The sequence below is a fragment of the Pseudomonas sp. M47T1 genome (genome assembly GCF_000263855.1).
Lineage (GTDB): Bacteria > Pseudomonadota > Gammaproteobacteria > Pseudomonadales > Pseudomonadaceae > Aquipseudomonas.
The window spans coordinates 126,412-140,361 of record NZ_AJWX01000017.1 but is presented as its reverse complement, the minus strand read 5'-3'; the positions used below and the strand labels follow the sequence as shown (position 1 = coordinate 140,361).

Below are 13,950 nucleotides of genomic sequence, written 5' to 3'. Positions count from 1 at the left end.
CCCACCGCTCCCGTCTGAAAACTGCGACGGTCAAACGGTGGACCCGTGAGTCAAGTCTAGGTTCGATTTCGTTGCGCAAGCGTCAAGCCCGTGTGATGGAATTGTCAGTAGTGGTACCACTTGAGTTCCAGCATCACCTCGTTGCGCGGCCCGGTGAGTTCGCTGAAGTCGCGTTGCGCGCTCAGGCGCAGGCCGAGGTTGCGCGAAAGCTCCCATTGCTGGTTGAGGCTGAGGGTGCGCCGTACCTCGCCATTGAGGAAGTAATCGCCCTGGGCTTCCAGGCGCAGGTTGCCCAGCGGGGTTTTCCACAGCAGGCCGCTGTCGAAACCGGCGGCCGGGGAAACCATGGCTGAGAAGTCGTTGTTGTGCTCAACGCGCACCGTGCCCAGGGCAAATGCCAGGGTGTCCTTGCCCAGCTGCCAGGTGCCACCGGCGCCGCCATTGACATGGCTGACCAGGGTCTCGTCGCCATGCTTGCCCAGCACGCGCTCAAGGCCGCCGGTGACTTGCCATGACCAGGGTTGCAGCAATGCATTGCGTGGGGTCATGGAGCGGATGGTGGCCAGGTCCAGGCGCTGCAGTTGCCACTGGTTGCCCTCGTACTGGCGCAGCTTCATGTTGAGAATTTCGATTTGCGCGCCCAGCGGGAAACCTTCGCTGTTGTCGTTGAGGTCGTGGTAGGCCATACGCAGCCCGTATTCGCCGAAGGCCTTGCCATCGCGGCTGCCCACGCCCACTTGCCAGGTGCGCGAGTCATGACCGTTTTCCGGCAGGCCGGGGCGCTCCACCGCCAGGGGCGGCGGTGGGTTCTGGCTGATGGCGCGCAACAATTGGTAGCTGCGCTGGGTGCGCCCGGCGTCGCGCGCCTGGCCCGTGGCGCGGTAGCGTTCCAGGCGGTAGGCAGCGTCCAGGATCAGGGCCTGGCGGTCGGCGGCCAGCGCCTTGAAACCGGTGCTTTGCAGCTGACCGGTATCCTCGGCCACCTTCAGTGCCCATTGCTGTTCGTCGGCGTTCAGCGGTTCGGCCCGGGCCAGCAACTCTCGCTCGCGAGAAGGGCGGTAGTCGATTTCACCCACCAGGCCTGCCTGCTTCACCGCCTTCACGGTGTCGGTGGGGATAGCGGTCAATGGAAACTGCTCGGTAAGGCGCAGGCTGGGGCGCGCCACTTGCAGCAACTCCAGCAGGCGATACGAGCAGTTTTCGTCGAAGAAAAAATAGCCGAAGCGGATCTGCTTGAGCTCCCACACATGCTCGACCATGCGCGCGGTTTCGGCAGGCGTCAGGTCCAGGTGGTATTCCCACAGGTCACGGTTTTCCAGGCTGCGGTATTCGGCCAGTTTCTGCTGGTAGGGCACCAGCGAGAACATTCCCGGGTAGCCGCCGGCGAGGCCTTTCCAGGCATAGAGAATGCTGTTGTCGTTGCCCTGGATGTAGGCACCGAAATTGATCGCGTAGCTCAGCAGCGCGGTCTTGTCCTGGCTGGCCTCGGCCTGGTCGATGCGCAGCAGCGTGTGGCCGAACATGGAAGAGGGGCTGTTCAGGTAGGCGGCTGGAAATACCAGCACCGTGTTGTGCGGCGAGATTTCCTTGTACCACTGGTGGAAATCGCTGCAGTCGGGCGCAGGCAAATCCTGCAAACCCAGTTGCTGACTCAGCCAGCGGCTGCGCGCCGGAAACACGCACTGAGCGTGCTGGTTGCCCAGCGATGCGGGGGCGTACAGCGCCTCGACGGTGGCGGCCAGTTCGTGGTCGGGGTGATGGGCGCCATCGGCAGCCAGGAAGAAGCGCCTGTCATTGACGTAGCTGCGCCAGCCGCCCAGCTTGGCCGGCGTGTAATGACCCAGGGCGAGCCAGTACGGGTCGTTTGCCAAGTGGCTGATGCGGGTGGGATCCACGTGAGGTGCGGCATGCAACGGGGCGCACACACAGAGCGCCAGGTAAGCAAGGCGTTTGAGCATCGTTGGCAACTAAGTCAGAGGGACGAAAAGGCGTGCCGCGGTGGCGTGAAAAGTCCCGCCCCGAAGGGCGGGCGAGTTCGAGCTTAGGCCTGGGCTGCGTACTTGGCCAGGCGTGGGTCGCTTTTGAGCACGTTCATGGTATTGGCGTGAACATCGTCGGCCGTCACATCGGCAGTCTTGAAGATGTCCTGAAAGTGCTGGTGAGTGACGGACTCGAAATAGGCGCGGTCCTGGGGCGCGACGCCCAGCACCACCGCGTAGGTGGTCAGCGCTTCGCCCTGGCCCTTGGCCATGTCTTCGGAGAGTTCGTTCATCATGCCGTTCATGGCGATCCACGACTTGCCGCCGTAGGTCAGCGCGGCGTTGGTGGAGCAGCCGTTGGTGCCCGAGGTCATGCCAAACGTGGCGTTACCCGAGGTGCCGTTGGTGGTGGAAGCAAGGAAGTGAGCCGGGGTGCCACGTTGGCCTTCGAACAACATGTTCCCCCAACCGCAGTCCGGACCGCCAGGCGCTTGGGCCATGGCATGGAACGAGGCGACGGTGAACAGCGTACCCAGAAGAATCCGTTTCATAGCTTTGTTCTCTTTTAAGGTGCAAAACCAAGGGGTTCAGGACTGCCTGGGACTGCCTTGCTCCAGGATGCAGGTTGGAGTTTAGGCAGTGATTTAAGGTTCCACCCAAAAACTGCCTTTTTGGGAGCTGCAAGCCTCAAGCGGAAAGCAGCAAGCAACTACTGTGCGCATGGCGTGTAGCTTGTCGCTTGCAGCTTCAAGCTCTTCAGCGCCAGAATGCCGTCATCTGCCCCGCCGAAGTAAGGATGCCCGATGCCTGATCCTGTTGCTGCCAGCTTGCGTCTTGCGCCAGAAGCGCTGACCCGTCCGTTTTCCGCTGAACAGTTCAGCTTCTCCACCACCAACGATCTGGAGCCCTTTCGCGGTGTGCTTGGCCAGGAACGCGCCGTAGAGGCGCTGCAATTTGGCGTGGCCATGCCGCGCCCCGGTTATAACGTGTTTGTCATGGGGGAGCCCGGCACTGGCCGTTTCTCCTTCGTCAAACGCTACCTGAAGGCCGAAGGCAAGCGCCTGCAAACGCCACCGGACTGGGTATACGTCAACAACTTCGATGAGCCGCGCGAGCCGCGCGCGCTGGAGCTGCCGCCCGGCACCGCCGGCGCGTTCATCGGCGACATCGGCGGGTTGATCGACAACCTGTTGTCGACCTTTCCTGCGGTGTTCGAACACCCGTCCTATCAGCAGAAGAAAAGCGCCATCGACCGCGCCTTCAACCAGCGCTACGACCGCGCGCTGGACGTGATCGAGCGCCTGTCGCTGGAAAAGGACGTGGCCCTTTACCGTGACAGCAGCAACATCGCCTTCACCCCCATGCTCGATGGCAAGGCGCTGGACGAAGCCGAGTTCGCGCAACTGCCCGAAGCCGACCGCGACCGCTTCCACCAGGACATCTCGGACCTGGAAGAGCGCCTCAACGAAGAGCTGGCGAGCTTGCCGCAATGGAAGCGCGAATCCGGCAACCAGATGCGTCAGTTGAACGAAGAGACCATCACCTTGGCATTGCAGCCGCTGCTGGCGCCGCTGTCGGAAAAGTACGCGGAAAACGCGGCGGTGTGCGCCTACCTGCAGGCCATGCAGGTGTACCTGCTAAAAACCGTGGTCGAACAACTGGTGGACGACAGCAAAACCGATGCCCAAGCGCGCAAGCTGCTTGAAGAGCAGTACGCCCCCAGCCTGGTGGTGGGCCACCCGGTGAGTGGTGGCGCGCCAGTGGTGTTCGAGCCGCACCCTACCTACGACAACCTGTTTGGCCGCATTGAATACAGCACCGACCAGGGCGCGCTGTACACCACCTACCGGCAATTGCGCCCCGGTGCGTTGCACCGCGCCAATGGCGGCTTCCTGATTCTGGAAGCGGAGAAAATGCTTGGCGAACCGTTTGTATGGGACGCCCTGAAGCGTGCCCTGCAATCGCGCAAACTGAAGATGGAATCGCCGCTGGGCGAGTTCGGCCGCCTGGCCACCGTCACCCTCACGCCGCAAATGATCCCCTTGCAGGTCAAGGTGGTGATCATCGGTTCGCGCCAGCTGTACTACGCGCTGCAAGACGCGGATCCGGACTTCCAGGAGATGTTCCGGGTGCTGGTGGACTTCGACGAAGACATCCCCATGGTCGATGAGAGCCTGGAGCAGTTTGCCCAGTTACTCAAGACCCGCACTTCGGAGGAGGGCATGGCGCCGCTGACGGCCGACGCGGTTGCGCGCCTGGCCACCTACAGCGCGCGCCTGGCCGAACACCAGGGACGCCTGTCGGCGCGCATCGGCGACCTGTTCCAACTGGTCAGCGAGGCGGACTTCATTCGTCACCTGGCCGCTGACGAGATGACCGACGCCGGGCACATCGACCGGGCGCTGAAAGCCAAGGCCACGCGCACCGGGCGAGTGTCGGCACGCATCCTGGACGACATGCTGGCCGGCATTATCCTGATTGACACCGCCGGCGCCGCCGTGGGCAAGTGCAACGGCCTCACGGTGCTGGAGGTGGGCGACTCGGCGTTCGGCGTGCCGGCGCGCATTTCCGCCACTGTGTACCCGGGCGGCAGCGGCATCGTCGACATCGAACGCGAGGTCAACCTGGGCCAGCCCATCCACTCCAAGGGGGTGATGATCCTCACCGGTTACCTGGGCAGCCGTTATGCCCAGGAGTTCCCCTTGGCCATCTCGGCCAGCATCGCCCTGGAGCAGTCCTACGGCTACGTGGACGGTGACAGTGCGTCGCTGGGCGAGGCCTGCACGCTGATCTCGGCCTTGTCGCGCACGCCGCTCAAGCAATGCTTCGCCATCACCGGCTCCATCAACCAGTTTGGTGAGGTGCAGGCGGTGGGCGGGGTCAACGAGAAGATCGAGGGCTTCTTCCGCCTGTGCGAAGCCCGCGGCCTCACCGGTGAGCAGGGCGCCATCATCCCCCACGCCAACGTGGCCACGCTGATGCTCGACGAGAAAGTCCTGCAGGCCGTGCGCGCGGGCCAGTTCCACGTGTACGCGGTGCGCCAGGCCGATGAAGCGTTGAGCCTGCTGGTGGGTGAAGACGCGGGCACGCCGGATGCCGACGGTCAGTTTCCCGATGGCAGCATCAACGCCCGGGTGGTGGAGCGCCTGCGCGAAATTGCCGAGATGATCAGCGAGGAAGACCTCAAGGAAGCTGAGAAGGAGGCCGCCGAAGCCGAATTGGCCCAGGTGAAGCCAGCCTGATCCGAAGAAGGGCGCCGAATGACCATTCGGCGCCTGACCCGGCAGTCGCACATTGCCAGCGGCGGTTTTCTTCTATCCTCAGGGCAAGGATAGCCACGGGTCGCAGGATTGAAACAGCCTTCCCCTGAAGGTTGAAGCAAAAGCTTTACCGAGGAGCGACGCCATGCCGCGCAACCTCAGCCTTACTCGCCAATGCCTGGGTCTGGTGACCCGAATCGAATGCAGCATACGCCCACTGGCCGGTGATACCGGGATGTGGACGCTACTTTTTGCCGCTGGCATGGCCGGCGAACAACCTTCCGCCATCAAGTCCCAGGGGCCTTTCCCAGGGTCCACCGTGGCTGAATCAGTGATGGATGCCATTGTCGACAGCCTGACCCTGCATGGTTACCAGGTAGCGGGAGACCCGCAGATCTGGTCGCTGCATTTGCAGGCGCAGTTGCGCAAGATCAATGGTGAGCGATGTCACCGCTGTTCCTCCTGACCACTATTGGTTGTGGGAGTGGGCTCTGCCCGCGAAAAGGCTAATGCGATCCGCCTGACGAACTGCAGTGGCCCTTTCGCGGGCAGAGCCCGCTCCCACGCGGCTACAGGTCGCAGGGGGGGCGGGAATGGCATTTGCGCAGGTATAATCGGCGCCCCGATTTTACCGCCCAGGTGCCGTTTTCAATGGAACGCTTTATCGAAAAAACCATGTACGCCTCGCGCTGGCTGCTGGCGCCTATCTACGTGGGCCTGTCCCTGGGCTTGCTGGCGCTGGCGCTGAAGTTCTTCCAGGAAGTCTTCCACGTCATTCCCAACGTGTTCTCCATGGGCGAGGCCGACCTCATCCTGGTGCTGCTGTCGATGATCGACATGGCGCTGGTGGGGGGCTTGCTGGTGATGGTGATGCTCTCGGGCTATGAGAACTTCGTCTCGCAACTGGACGTGGACGAAGGCCAGGAAAAACTCAGCTGGCTGGGCAAGATGGATTCCAGCTCGCTGAAAATGAAGGTCGCGGCATCGATCGTGGCCATCTCCTCGATCCACCTGCTGCGCATGTTCATGGACGCGCGCAACATCGAGCCCGAGTACTTGAAGTGGTACGTGATCATCCACATGACGTTCGTGATCTCGGCGTTCGCCATGGGTTACCTCGACAAGCTCACCAAGCACTGATTTCTCGGCTATCGGACAGGCGGTGTGGCGCCCGCCTTGTGCTTTGCGCACGGCTGTACGAAAAATGAGCGGCGCTATTCATTTCGAATACATTGAGGTGCAGTCATGAATTTTCAGGAACTGACCACCCACGCCAATGCCGGCCTGATCGACGAGCTCAACCTGATTTCGCTCGAAGGTGGAATCTACCTGCTGGAGGCCCGCATGCACGGCAAGGGCCACCCCTTGAACGACGCCACCGGGCACGCCATGCATCTGCGCTCGGTGGAGCATGCCCGCGACCTGCTGCATGCGTTGCCGGTCATGCCCTTTCACCTGATCCACGGCTCGGTACACGACGAGATGTGCGGCCTGGGCGACAGTGCCGAAGAGGACCTGCGCGTGCCTATCTCCTTCCGCTCGCGCCACTGACACAGCCTGCAAGGCTGGCAGGCTGAACTGGCACCTTCAGTGTGCTAGTCTGCTTGCCCTTTTGGTTTGGGCCCGGGGAGGCAGGTGACGTCATGGTTGCCCGCTGCCGGGCCCTGCAGCGGAGCACAAAGATGTCCGAAGTAAACCTGTCCACCGACGAAACCCGCGTCAGCTACGGCATTGGCCGTCAGCTGGGTGACCAGCTGCGTGACAACCCTCCGCCGGGCGTCAGCCTGGACGCTATCCTGTCCGGCCTGACCGACGCCTTCAATGGCCTGCCAAGCCGTGTCAGCCAGGAAGACCTGTCTGCCAGCTTCAAGGTTATCCGTGAAGTGATGCAAGCCGAAGCGGCTGCCAAGGCCGAAGCGGCCGCTGGCGCTGGCCTGGCGTTCCTGGCTGAAAACGCCAAGCGTGATGGTATCACCACCCTGGCTTCGGGCCTGCAGTTCGAAGTGCTGAGCGCTGGCGAAGGCGCCAAGCCGTCGCGCGAAGACAGCGTGCGTACCCACTACCACGGTACCCTGATCGACGGCACCGTGTTCGACAGCTCCTACGAGCGTGGGCAACCGGCGGAATTCCCTGTTGGCGGCGTGATCGCTGGCTGGACTGAAGCGCTGCAACTGATGAACGCCGGCAGCAAATGGCGCCTGTACGTGCCTAGCGAACTGGCCTACGGTGCCCAGGGCGTTGGCAGCATCCCGCCGCACAGCGTGCTGGTGTTCGACGTAGAGCTGCTGGACGTACTGTAAGTACTAGGCAATTGGCCCATTCTGTGGGGTCAATTGTCTTCTGTTGGGGCGGGTTCTACTCGCGAAGAATCGGCTGCGGTGATTCAGACACTGCGCGGTGATTTTTCGCGGGTAGAACCCGCTCCCACAACGTCAAAAGCTTGCCAAGAACCATAGAATCTCCCACAAGGGGCTTGTTCAGGTTCAATGCAGGCTGCTTACCGGGCGCAACGCTCGGGCATAGCAGAACAGAAACAGGTTTCGCACCAGCTCCTTGAGCACGATCGGCTCGCTGGAGTTCAGCCCCGTGAGGTCCAGGTCGCCTTGGTCGCGCAGTTCATCCAGGGCTTCTTCTTCCAACACCGCACACACTTCGCCCGTTTCCCGGTGCAGGATGCGCAGGTAAGGGTGTGGACGATCCAGCCAAGCGTCGATGAGATAAGTCATGATAGTTCTCCTTGAAAGCGTTCAATGAGAATAATTCTTATTCAAATAATAGCAAGGATCTATTGGCGGTATTTTTGCGGGCGTACGAAGAGAGTGGGGCGGAGGCCGCAGCGGGCAGCCTCGCAACCGTTCGTCGGGTCAGACTTTGCGGACGAATTCGGACTTCAGTTTCATCGGGCCGATGCCGTCGATCTTGCAGTCGATATCGTGATCGCCGTCGCACAGGCGGATATTTTTTACCTTGGTGCCCACCTTCACCACCAATGAAGTGCCCTTGACCTTGAGGTCCTTGATCACAGTGATGGTGTCGCCGTCCTGCAGCACGTTGCCTACCGAGTCCTTCTTCACGGCGTCATTGCTGGCCGCTTCGGCTTCGCCGCTGGCCGACCACTCGTGGGCGCATTCCGGGCACACCAGTTGGGTGCCGTCCTCGTAGGTGTATTCGGAATTGCATTTGGGGCAGGCAGGCAGAGTGCTCACGCGGGTTCCTCGTGGGGCGGGAAAATAAAGGCGCGCATTGTATAGGGTTTTTAGCCCGGAGGGGGAGTTGCGGGGAGGCTTTCGCGGGCACGGCCCGCTCCTGCAGGGTTGCGCTGTCCTGTAGGAGGGGCCGTGCTCGCGAATGGAGCGACGCGGTATCAGTGCGTTCGGGCTACGGCGAATTCGCTGAGTTCAACCAGCGCATCGCGGTATTCGCTTGGCGGCAGGGCGTCCAGGCAGGCGATGGCGCGCTTGACGTAGTCACGCGCCAGGTTGGCGGTGTAGTCCAGTGAGCCAGAGCTTTCCACGGCAGCGCGGATGCTTTCCAGGTCCTCGATGCCGCCTTTCTGAATGGCCTTGCGCACCAGGGCAGCCTGCTCGGCGGTGCCTTCGCGCATGGTGTAGATCAGCGGCAGGGTCGGCTTGCCTTCAGCCAAGTCGTCACCCACGTTCTTGCCCAGGGTCTCGGCGTCGCCCTTGTAGTCCAGCAGGTCGTCCACCAGTTGGAAGGCCACGCCCAGGTGGTCACCAAAGGTGCGCAGGGCTTCAGCCTGCTCTGGCGTGGCTTCGGCCAGGGCCGCGGCGCTGTGGGTGGAGGCCTCGAAAAGCATCGCGGTTTTGCCGCGGATGACTTCCATGTAGACTTCTTCGGTGGTGCTGGCGTCGCGTACCTTGGACAGCTGCAGTACTTCGCCCTCGGCGATCACGCGCGTAGCCTGGGACAGGATGCGCATGACCGGCATCGAGCCCAGTTCCACCATCATTTCGAACGAGCGCGAGTACAGGAAGTCGCCCACCAGTACGCTGGGGGCGTTGCCCCACATCGCGTTGGCAGTGGAACGGCCACGGCGCATGCCCGACATGTCGACCACGTCGTCGTGCAGCAGGGTGGCGGTGTGCAGGAATTCGATGGTGGCGGCCAGCAGGCGCAGTTCGTCGCCTTCGCGGCCCAGGGCCTTGCCGCACAGCAGCACCAATAGAGGACGCAGGCGCTTGCCCCCGGCCGACGTGATGTAGTCACCGATTTTCGACACCAGCGGTACGCGCGAAGTCAGTTGCTTCTTGATGATGACGTCGACGGCGTTGAAATCGTCCGCCACCGCGCGGTAGAAAGCTTGGGGTTGCATCAGCGACAGGTGCTCCAGAAGGGATGCGCGGCATGCTAGGTCTCAGGTCCAGCCCTGTCAAGGCGCGATGGACGGCCTATTGCAAGGTGCGCAGGGCTTGCGTACAATCGCGCACCCTGAACTTCCTGGGCAGCACCTGCCTTACGCAATTGCATTTGGGTCGTTCCACCCCATGCAGCCATGCCAGCCGACACTCTACTTATAAAGAGCTGGGTGAGCAGGATTATCGGAGAAATACCATGTCTTACGCAGTAATTGTTACCGGTGGCAAGCAGTACAAAGTCGCCCCGGGTGAATACCTGAAGATCGAAAAACTGGAAGTCGCCACTGGCGAATCCGTTACCTTTGATCGCGTTCTGCTGGTCGCCAATGGCGACGACGTCAACATCGGCGCTCCAGTTGTTGCTGGCGCTACCGTTGTGGCTGAAGTGATCTCCCAAGGTCGTCACGACAAGGTTCGTATCATCAAGTTCCGTCGTCGTAAGCACCACATGAAGCGTATGGGCCACCGCCAGTGGTACACCGAGATCAAAATCACCGGTATTCAGGCTTAATTTCAGCCTAATTCCTCACTAGGAGAATTGACTCATGGCACACAAAAAAGCTGGTGGTAGTACCCGTAACGGTCGCGACTCAGAAGCCAAACGCCTTGGCGTGAAGATGTATGGCGGCCAGGCTATCATCCCAGGCAACATCATCGTGCGTCAGCGCGGTACCCAATTCCACGCCGGTTACGGTGTAGGCATGGGTAAAGATCACACTCTGTTCGCTAAAGTGGCCGGCGTGATCAAGTTTGAAGTAAAGGGCGCCTTCGGTCGTCGTTACGTGAGCGTAGTCGCGGCCTAATCGCGAGTTCGCTTGGAAAGCCCTGTCTCGCGACGGGGCTTTTTCGTTTGTGGGGTGAGTCTCTTGCAAAGGTTTGCATGGGCCGCTGGCGCGAGTATCGTTGATGGGGTCCGCCGCGCTCATTTTTGCAAGAGCCTTATGTCTTTGCTTTTTTTGGCTCGTCCGTAAGGCGAGAGGCGTTTTTCATGAAATTTGTTGACGAAGTATCCATCCGGGTAAAAGCAGGCGACGGCGGCAATGGCTGCATGAGCTTCCGCCGGGAAAAATTCATCGAGAACGGTGGCCCCAACGGCGGTGACGGCGGTGACGGCGGTTCGATCTACATGGTCGCCGACGAAAACCTGAACACCTTGGTGGACTACCGTTACACCCGTCACTTCGACGCCGAGCGCGGTTCGAACGGCGGCAGCACTGACTGCACCGGCAAGAAAGGTGAAGAGCTGGAGCTGCGCGTGCCGGTCGGCACCACGGTGATCGACGCCGCTACCCAGGAAGTCATCGGTGACCTGGTCAAGGCCGGTCAGCGTTTGCTGGTCGCCCATGGCGGCTGGCACGGCCTGGGCAACACTCGCTTCAAGTCCAGCACCAACCGTGCGCCACGCCAGACCACGCCAGGCAAGCCGGGCGAGCAGCGTGACCTGAAGCTGGAAATGAAAGTGCTGGCCGACGTAGGCCTGCTGGGCTTGCCGAACGCGGGCAAGAGCACCTTCATTCGCTCGGTATCGGCCGCCAAGCCGAAAGTCGCCGATTACCCGTTCACCACCCTGGTGCCAAACCTGGGCGTGGTCAGCGTCGACCGTTGGAAGAGCTTCGTCATCGCCGACATTCCGGGCTTGATCGAAGGCGCTTCCGACGGTGCTGGCCTGGGTATCCGCTTCCTCAAGCACTTGGCTCGTACCCGCGTGCTACTGCACCTGGTGGACATGGCGCCGCTGGACGAAACCAATGCTGCCGACGCGGCTGAAGTCATCGTCAACGAGCTGACCAAGTTCAGCCCGTCGCTGGCCGAGCGCGAGCGCTGGCTGGTGCTGAACAAGTGTGACCAGATCCTGGAAGAAGAGCACGAAGAGCGCGTCAAGGAAATCGTTGACCGTCTGGAGTGGGAAGGTCCGGTCTACGTGATCTCGGCCATCGCCAAAGACGGCACCGAGCGCCTCACGCGCGACCTGATGCGCTACCTGGAAGATCGTGCTGACCGCCTGGCCAACGACCCGGCGTATGCCGAAGAGTTGCGTGACCTGGACCAGCGCATCGAAGACGAGGCGCGCGCCCAGCTGCAAGCGCTGGACGATGCTCGTACCCTGCGTCGCACGGGCGTGAAAAGCGTCCACGACATTGGCGAGGATGACAACTTCTGGGATGAAGAGGACGCTGAAGACGGTCCGGAAATCATCTACGTGCGCGACTGATCTGCGTCGCTCTTTTCGCGGGCAGGGCCCGCTCCCACAAGGGCGAGGTGTGTCTCGGCTTCTGTGGGGGCGGGCTGTGCCCGCGAAGAGGTGGTAACTGGCGCACCGCTTGATGCTGGACCCGTAGTAAACTACAGCGCCGCTCCCCAGGGAGCGGCGTTTTGGTTTCTACGAATAATTTCTCCCGGGCATAGGTTGGATGAACATGCGGAGCAAGGTGACGGGCGCGCAGCGCTGGGTCGTGAAAATCGGCAGTGCGTTGCTGACAGCTGACGGCAAGGGCCTGGATCGCGCCGCCATGGGCGTGTGGGTCGAGCAGATGGTGGCCCTGCATGAGGCGGGTGTCGAGCTGGTGCTGGTGTCCTCGGGTGCCGTGGCGGCCGGTATGAGCCGTCTGGGCTGGGCCAGGCGACCCAGCGGCATGCATGAGCTGCAAGCTGCTGCCGCCATCGGCCAGATGGGCCTGGTGCAGGCCTGGGAGTCGAGCTTTGCCGAGCACGGCCGGCACACGGCGCAGATCCTGCTGACCCATGACGACCTGTCGGACCGCAAGCGCTACCTGAACGCCCGCAGCACCCTGCGCACGCTGGTGCAGTTGGGGGTTATCCCGGTGATCAACGAAAACGACACCGTGGTCACTGACGAGATTCGCTTTGGCGACAACGACACCCTGGCCGCGCTGGTGGCCAACCTGGTGGAAGCCGACCTGCTGGTGATCCTCACCGATCGCGACGGCATGTTCGACGCCGACCCGCGCAACAACCCCGATGCCCAGTTGATCTACGAGGCTCGTGCCGATGATCCGGCGCTGGACGCCGTTGCCGGCGGCACCGGCGGTGCCCTGGGGCGTGGCGGCATGCAGACCAAGCTGCGTGCGGCACGCCTGGCGGCGCGTTCGGGTGCGCACACCATTATCGTCGGTGGGCGCCTGGAGCGCGTGCTGGACCGCCTCAAAGCTGGTGAGCGCCTGGGCACCTTGCTGTCGCCTGAGCGCGGCATGCTGGCGGCGCGCAAGCAGTGGCTGGCGGGCCACCTGCAAACCCGAGGCACCCTGACCCTGGACGCCGGTGCCGTACAGGCGCTCCTGGAGGGTCACAAGAGCCTGTTGCCGGTCGGGGTCAAGGGTGTGCAAGGCGGCTTCCGTCGCGGCGAGATGGTCGTGTGCGTGGCGCCCGATGGGCGTGAAGTCGCCCGTGGCCTGGCCAACTACAGTGCGGCCGAGGCGCAGAAGATCATCGGCCAGTCGTCCGAGGTCATCGAGCGTCTGCTGGGTTACATTGCTGAGCCTGAACTGGTACATCGGGACAATCTCATTCTGGTCTGAGGACTATCCATGCGCGTGATCAAGGGAATGCTGGGCCTGCTGTTGGCCTTGCCGCTGCTGGCTTCGGCCGAGGAAATCGGCCAGGTGTCGACGGTGTTCAAGTTCGTCGGCCCCAACGACCGCATTGTGGTCGAGGCGTTCGACGATCCCAAGGTGCCCGGTGTGACCTGCTACCTGTCGCGCGCCAAGACGGGCGGCATCAAGGGTGGCCTGGGGCTGGCCGAAGATCGCGCCGAGGCGTCGATTGCCTGTCGCCAGGTGGGTCCCATCCACTTGCCGGATGACCTCAAGGACGGCGAGGAGGTGTTCAAGGAGCGCACCTCGCTGGTGTTCAAGACCATGCAGGTGGTGCGCTTCTTCGACAAGAAGCGCAACACCCTGGTGTACCTGGTGTACAGCGACCGGGTGATCGAAGGCAGCCCGCAGAATGCGGTCACGGCTATTCCGATTCTGCCCTGGCCTCAGTCGTAAAACGGGAAGAGTGTTTGATTGAAAAAAAGGCGAGCTGGGCTCGCCTTTTTTTGTGCGCGCTATTTGTCGTTTTAATTGCATTGGGTGTTATTCCCTCTACCCACACAGGGCATTAACTGAGGGTGTTGATGTTCAAGGGAGTTTGCTTCCTTGGGGAAAGTACAGTTGTCGGCCTTTTTTCGGGCTGTTATGTGTCGGTGTTTTTGTGACGGCAAGTAACCACTCATAAAGCATGGCGCACGCCTTGAAGTTGGCTGCTTGCGACACGCCGCGGTGCTTCTTGATTGTGGGGCATGGCATCGTTTTGATGGGTTCTGCCAAAGTGTTT

The 13,950-nt window shown here is 61.8% G+C and carries 15 protein-coding genes; 10 read left to right on the top strand and 5 right to left on the bottom strand.

Annotated features, from left to right (window positions below; translation table 11 throughout):
* Positions 1–104 precede the first annotated feature (104 nt).
* Both PMM47T1_RS18360 and PMM47T1_RS18355 read right to left on the bottom strand, forming a co-directional pair.
* Positions 105–1,958 (bottom strand): Lnb N-terminal periplasmic domain-containing protein, encoded by a 1,854-nt coding sequence (locus tag PMM47T1_RS18360; protein ID WP_008371608.1) that lies wholly within the window; start codon positions 1,956–1,958, stop codon positions 105–107.
* Between the two features lie 83 nt (positions 1,959–2,041).
* On the bottom strand, positions 2,042–2,530 hold the full coding sequence (locus PMM47T1_RS18355) for a DUF3015 domain-containing protein (protein ID WP_008371605.1): 489 nt from the start codon (positions 2,528–2,530) through the stop codon (positions 2,042–2,044).
* Between the two features lie 252 nt (positions 2,531–2,782).
* Between PMM47T1_RS18355 and PMM47T1_RS18350 the strand changes: the two genes are divergently transcribed.
* The 5 genes from PMM47T1_RS18350 (at position 2,783) to PMM47T1_RS18330 (ending at position 7,539) form a co-directional block, all read left to right on the top strand.
* Positions 2,783–5,221, top strand: coding sequence for a Lon protease family protein (locus PMM47T1_RS18350; RefSeq protein ID WP_008371603.1), 2,439 nt, complete (start codon positions 2,783–2,785; stop codon positions 5,219–5,221).
* A gap of 163 nt (positions 5,222–5,384) precedes the next feature.
* A complete protein-coding gene (locus PMM47T1_RS18345; protein WP_008371601.1) occupies positions 5,385–5,705 on the top strand; it encodes a PA4575 family protein in 321 nt (106 codons plus the stop codon).
* A gap of 185 nt (positions 5,706–5,890) precedes the next feature.
* The gene (locus tag PMM47T1_RS18340) at positions 5,891–6,379 is read left to right on the top strand and encodes a TIGR00645 family protein (RefSeq protein WP_008371599.1); all 489 of its coding nucleotides are present in this window, start codon (positions 5,891–5,893) and stop codon (positions 6,377–6,379) included.
* 105 nt (positions 6,380–6,484) lie between these two features.
* Positions 6,485–6,790 carry a DUF6482 family protein gene (locus tag PMM47T1_RS18335; protein ID WP_008371597.1) on the top strand — a complete coding sequence of 102 codons (306 nt, stop codon included), beginning with the start codon at positions 6,485–6,487 and terminating at the stop codon, positions 6,788–6,790.
* Between the two features lie 131 nt (positions 6,791–6,921).
* Positions 6,922–7,539 carry an FKBP-type peptidyl-prolyl cis-trans isomerase gene (locus PMM47T1_RS18330; protein ID WP_008371595.1) on the top strand — a complete coding sequence of 206 codons (618 nt, stop codon included), beginning with the start codon at positions 6,922–6,924 and terminating at the stop codon, positions 7,537–7,539.
* Between the two features lie 183 nt (positions 7,540–7,722).
* On the opposite strand, the gene PMM47T1_RS18325 is transcribed toward PMM47T1_RS18330, so the two are convergent.
* The 3 genes from PMM47T1_RS18325 to PMM47T1_RS18315 all read right to left on the bottom strand — a co-directional run bounded on the left by PMM47T1_RS18325 (position 7,723) and on the right by PMM47T1_RS18315 (position 9,572).
* Positions 7,723–7,965 carry a PA4570 family protein gene (locus PMM47T1_RS18325; protein ID WP_008371594.1) on the bottom strand — a complete coding sequence of 81 codons (243 nt, stop codon included), beginning with the start codon at positions 7,963–7,965 and terminating at the stop codon, positions 7,723–7,725.
* Between the two features lie 138 nt (positions 7,966–8,103).
* On the bottom strand, positions 8,104–8,445 hold the full coding sequence (locus tag PMM47T1_RS18320; RefSeq protein WP_008371592.1) for a zinc ribbon domain-containing protein YjdM: 342 nt from the start codon (positions 8,443–8,445) through the stop codon (positions 8,104–8,106).
* 158 nt (positions 8,446–8,603) lie between these two features.
* The gene (locus tag PMM47T1_RS18315) at positions 8,604–9,572 is read right to left on the bottom strand and encodes a polyprenyl synthetase family protein (RefSeq protein ID WP_008371590.1); all 969 of its coding nucleotides are present in this window, start codon (positions 9,570–9,572) and stop codon (positions 8,604–8,606) included.
* A gap of 239 nt (positions 9,573–9,811) precedes the next feature.
* On the opposite strand from PMM47T1_RS18315, the gene rplU reads away from it, so the two are divergent.
* From rplU to PMM47T1_RS18290, 5 genes are all read left to right on the top strand, one after another.
* Positions 9,812–10,126: a 50S ribosomal protein L21 gene (rplU, locus tag PMM47T1_RS18310; RefSeq protein WP_007950961.1), complete on the top strand. Its 315-nt coding sequence runs from the start codon at positions 9,812–9,814 to the stop codon at positions 10,124–10,126.
* A 34-nt stretch (positions 10,127–10,160) separates the two neighbouring features.
* Complete coding sequence (gene rpmA, locus PMM47T1_RS18305; RefSeq protein WP_008371588.1) at positions 10,161–10,418, top strand: 50S ribosomal protein L27; 258 nt, start codon at positions 10,161–10,163, stop codon at positions 10,416–10,418.
* Positions 10,419–10,603: 185 nt separating this feature from the next.
* Positions 10,604–11,827, top strand: a complete 1,224-nt coding sequence (cgtA, locus tag PMM47T1_RS18300) for an Obg family GTPase CgtA (protein WP_008371586.1) — start codon at positions 10,604–10,606, stop codon at positions 11,825–11,827.
* Between the two features lie 205 nt (positions 11,828–12,032).
* Positions 12,033–13,151 carry a glutamate 5-kinase gene (gene proB / locus PMM47T1_RS18295; RefSeq protein WP_008371584.1) on the top strand — a complete coding sequence of 373 codons (1,119 nt, stop codon included), beginning with the start codon at positions 12,033–12,035 and terminating at the stop codon, positions 13,149–13,151.
* A 9-nt stretch (positions 13,152–13,160) separates the two neighbouring features.
* The gene (locus PMM47T1_RS18290) at positions 13,161–13,622 is read left to right on the top strand and encodes a CreA family protein (RefSeq protein ID WP_008371582.1); all 462 of its coding nucleotides are present in this window, start codon (positions 13,161–13,163) and stop codon (positions 13,620–13,622) included.
* Positions 13,623–13,950: the final 328 nt, after the last annotated feature.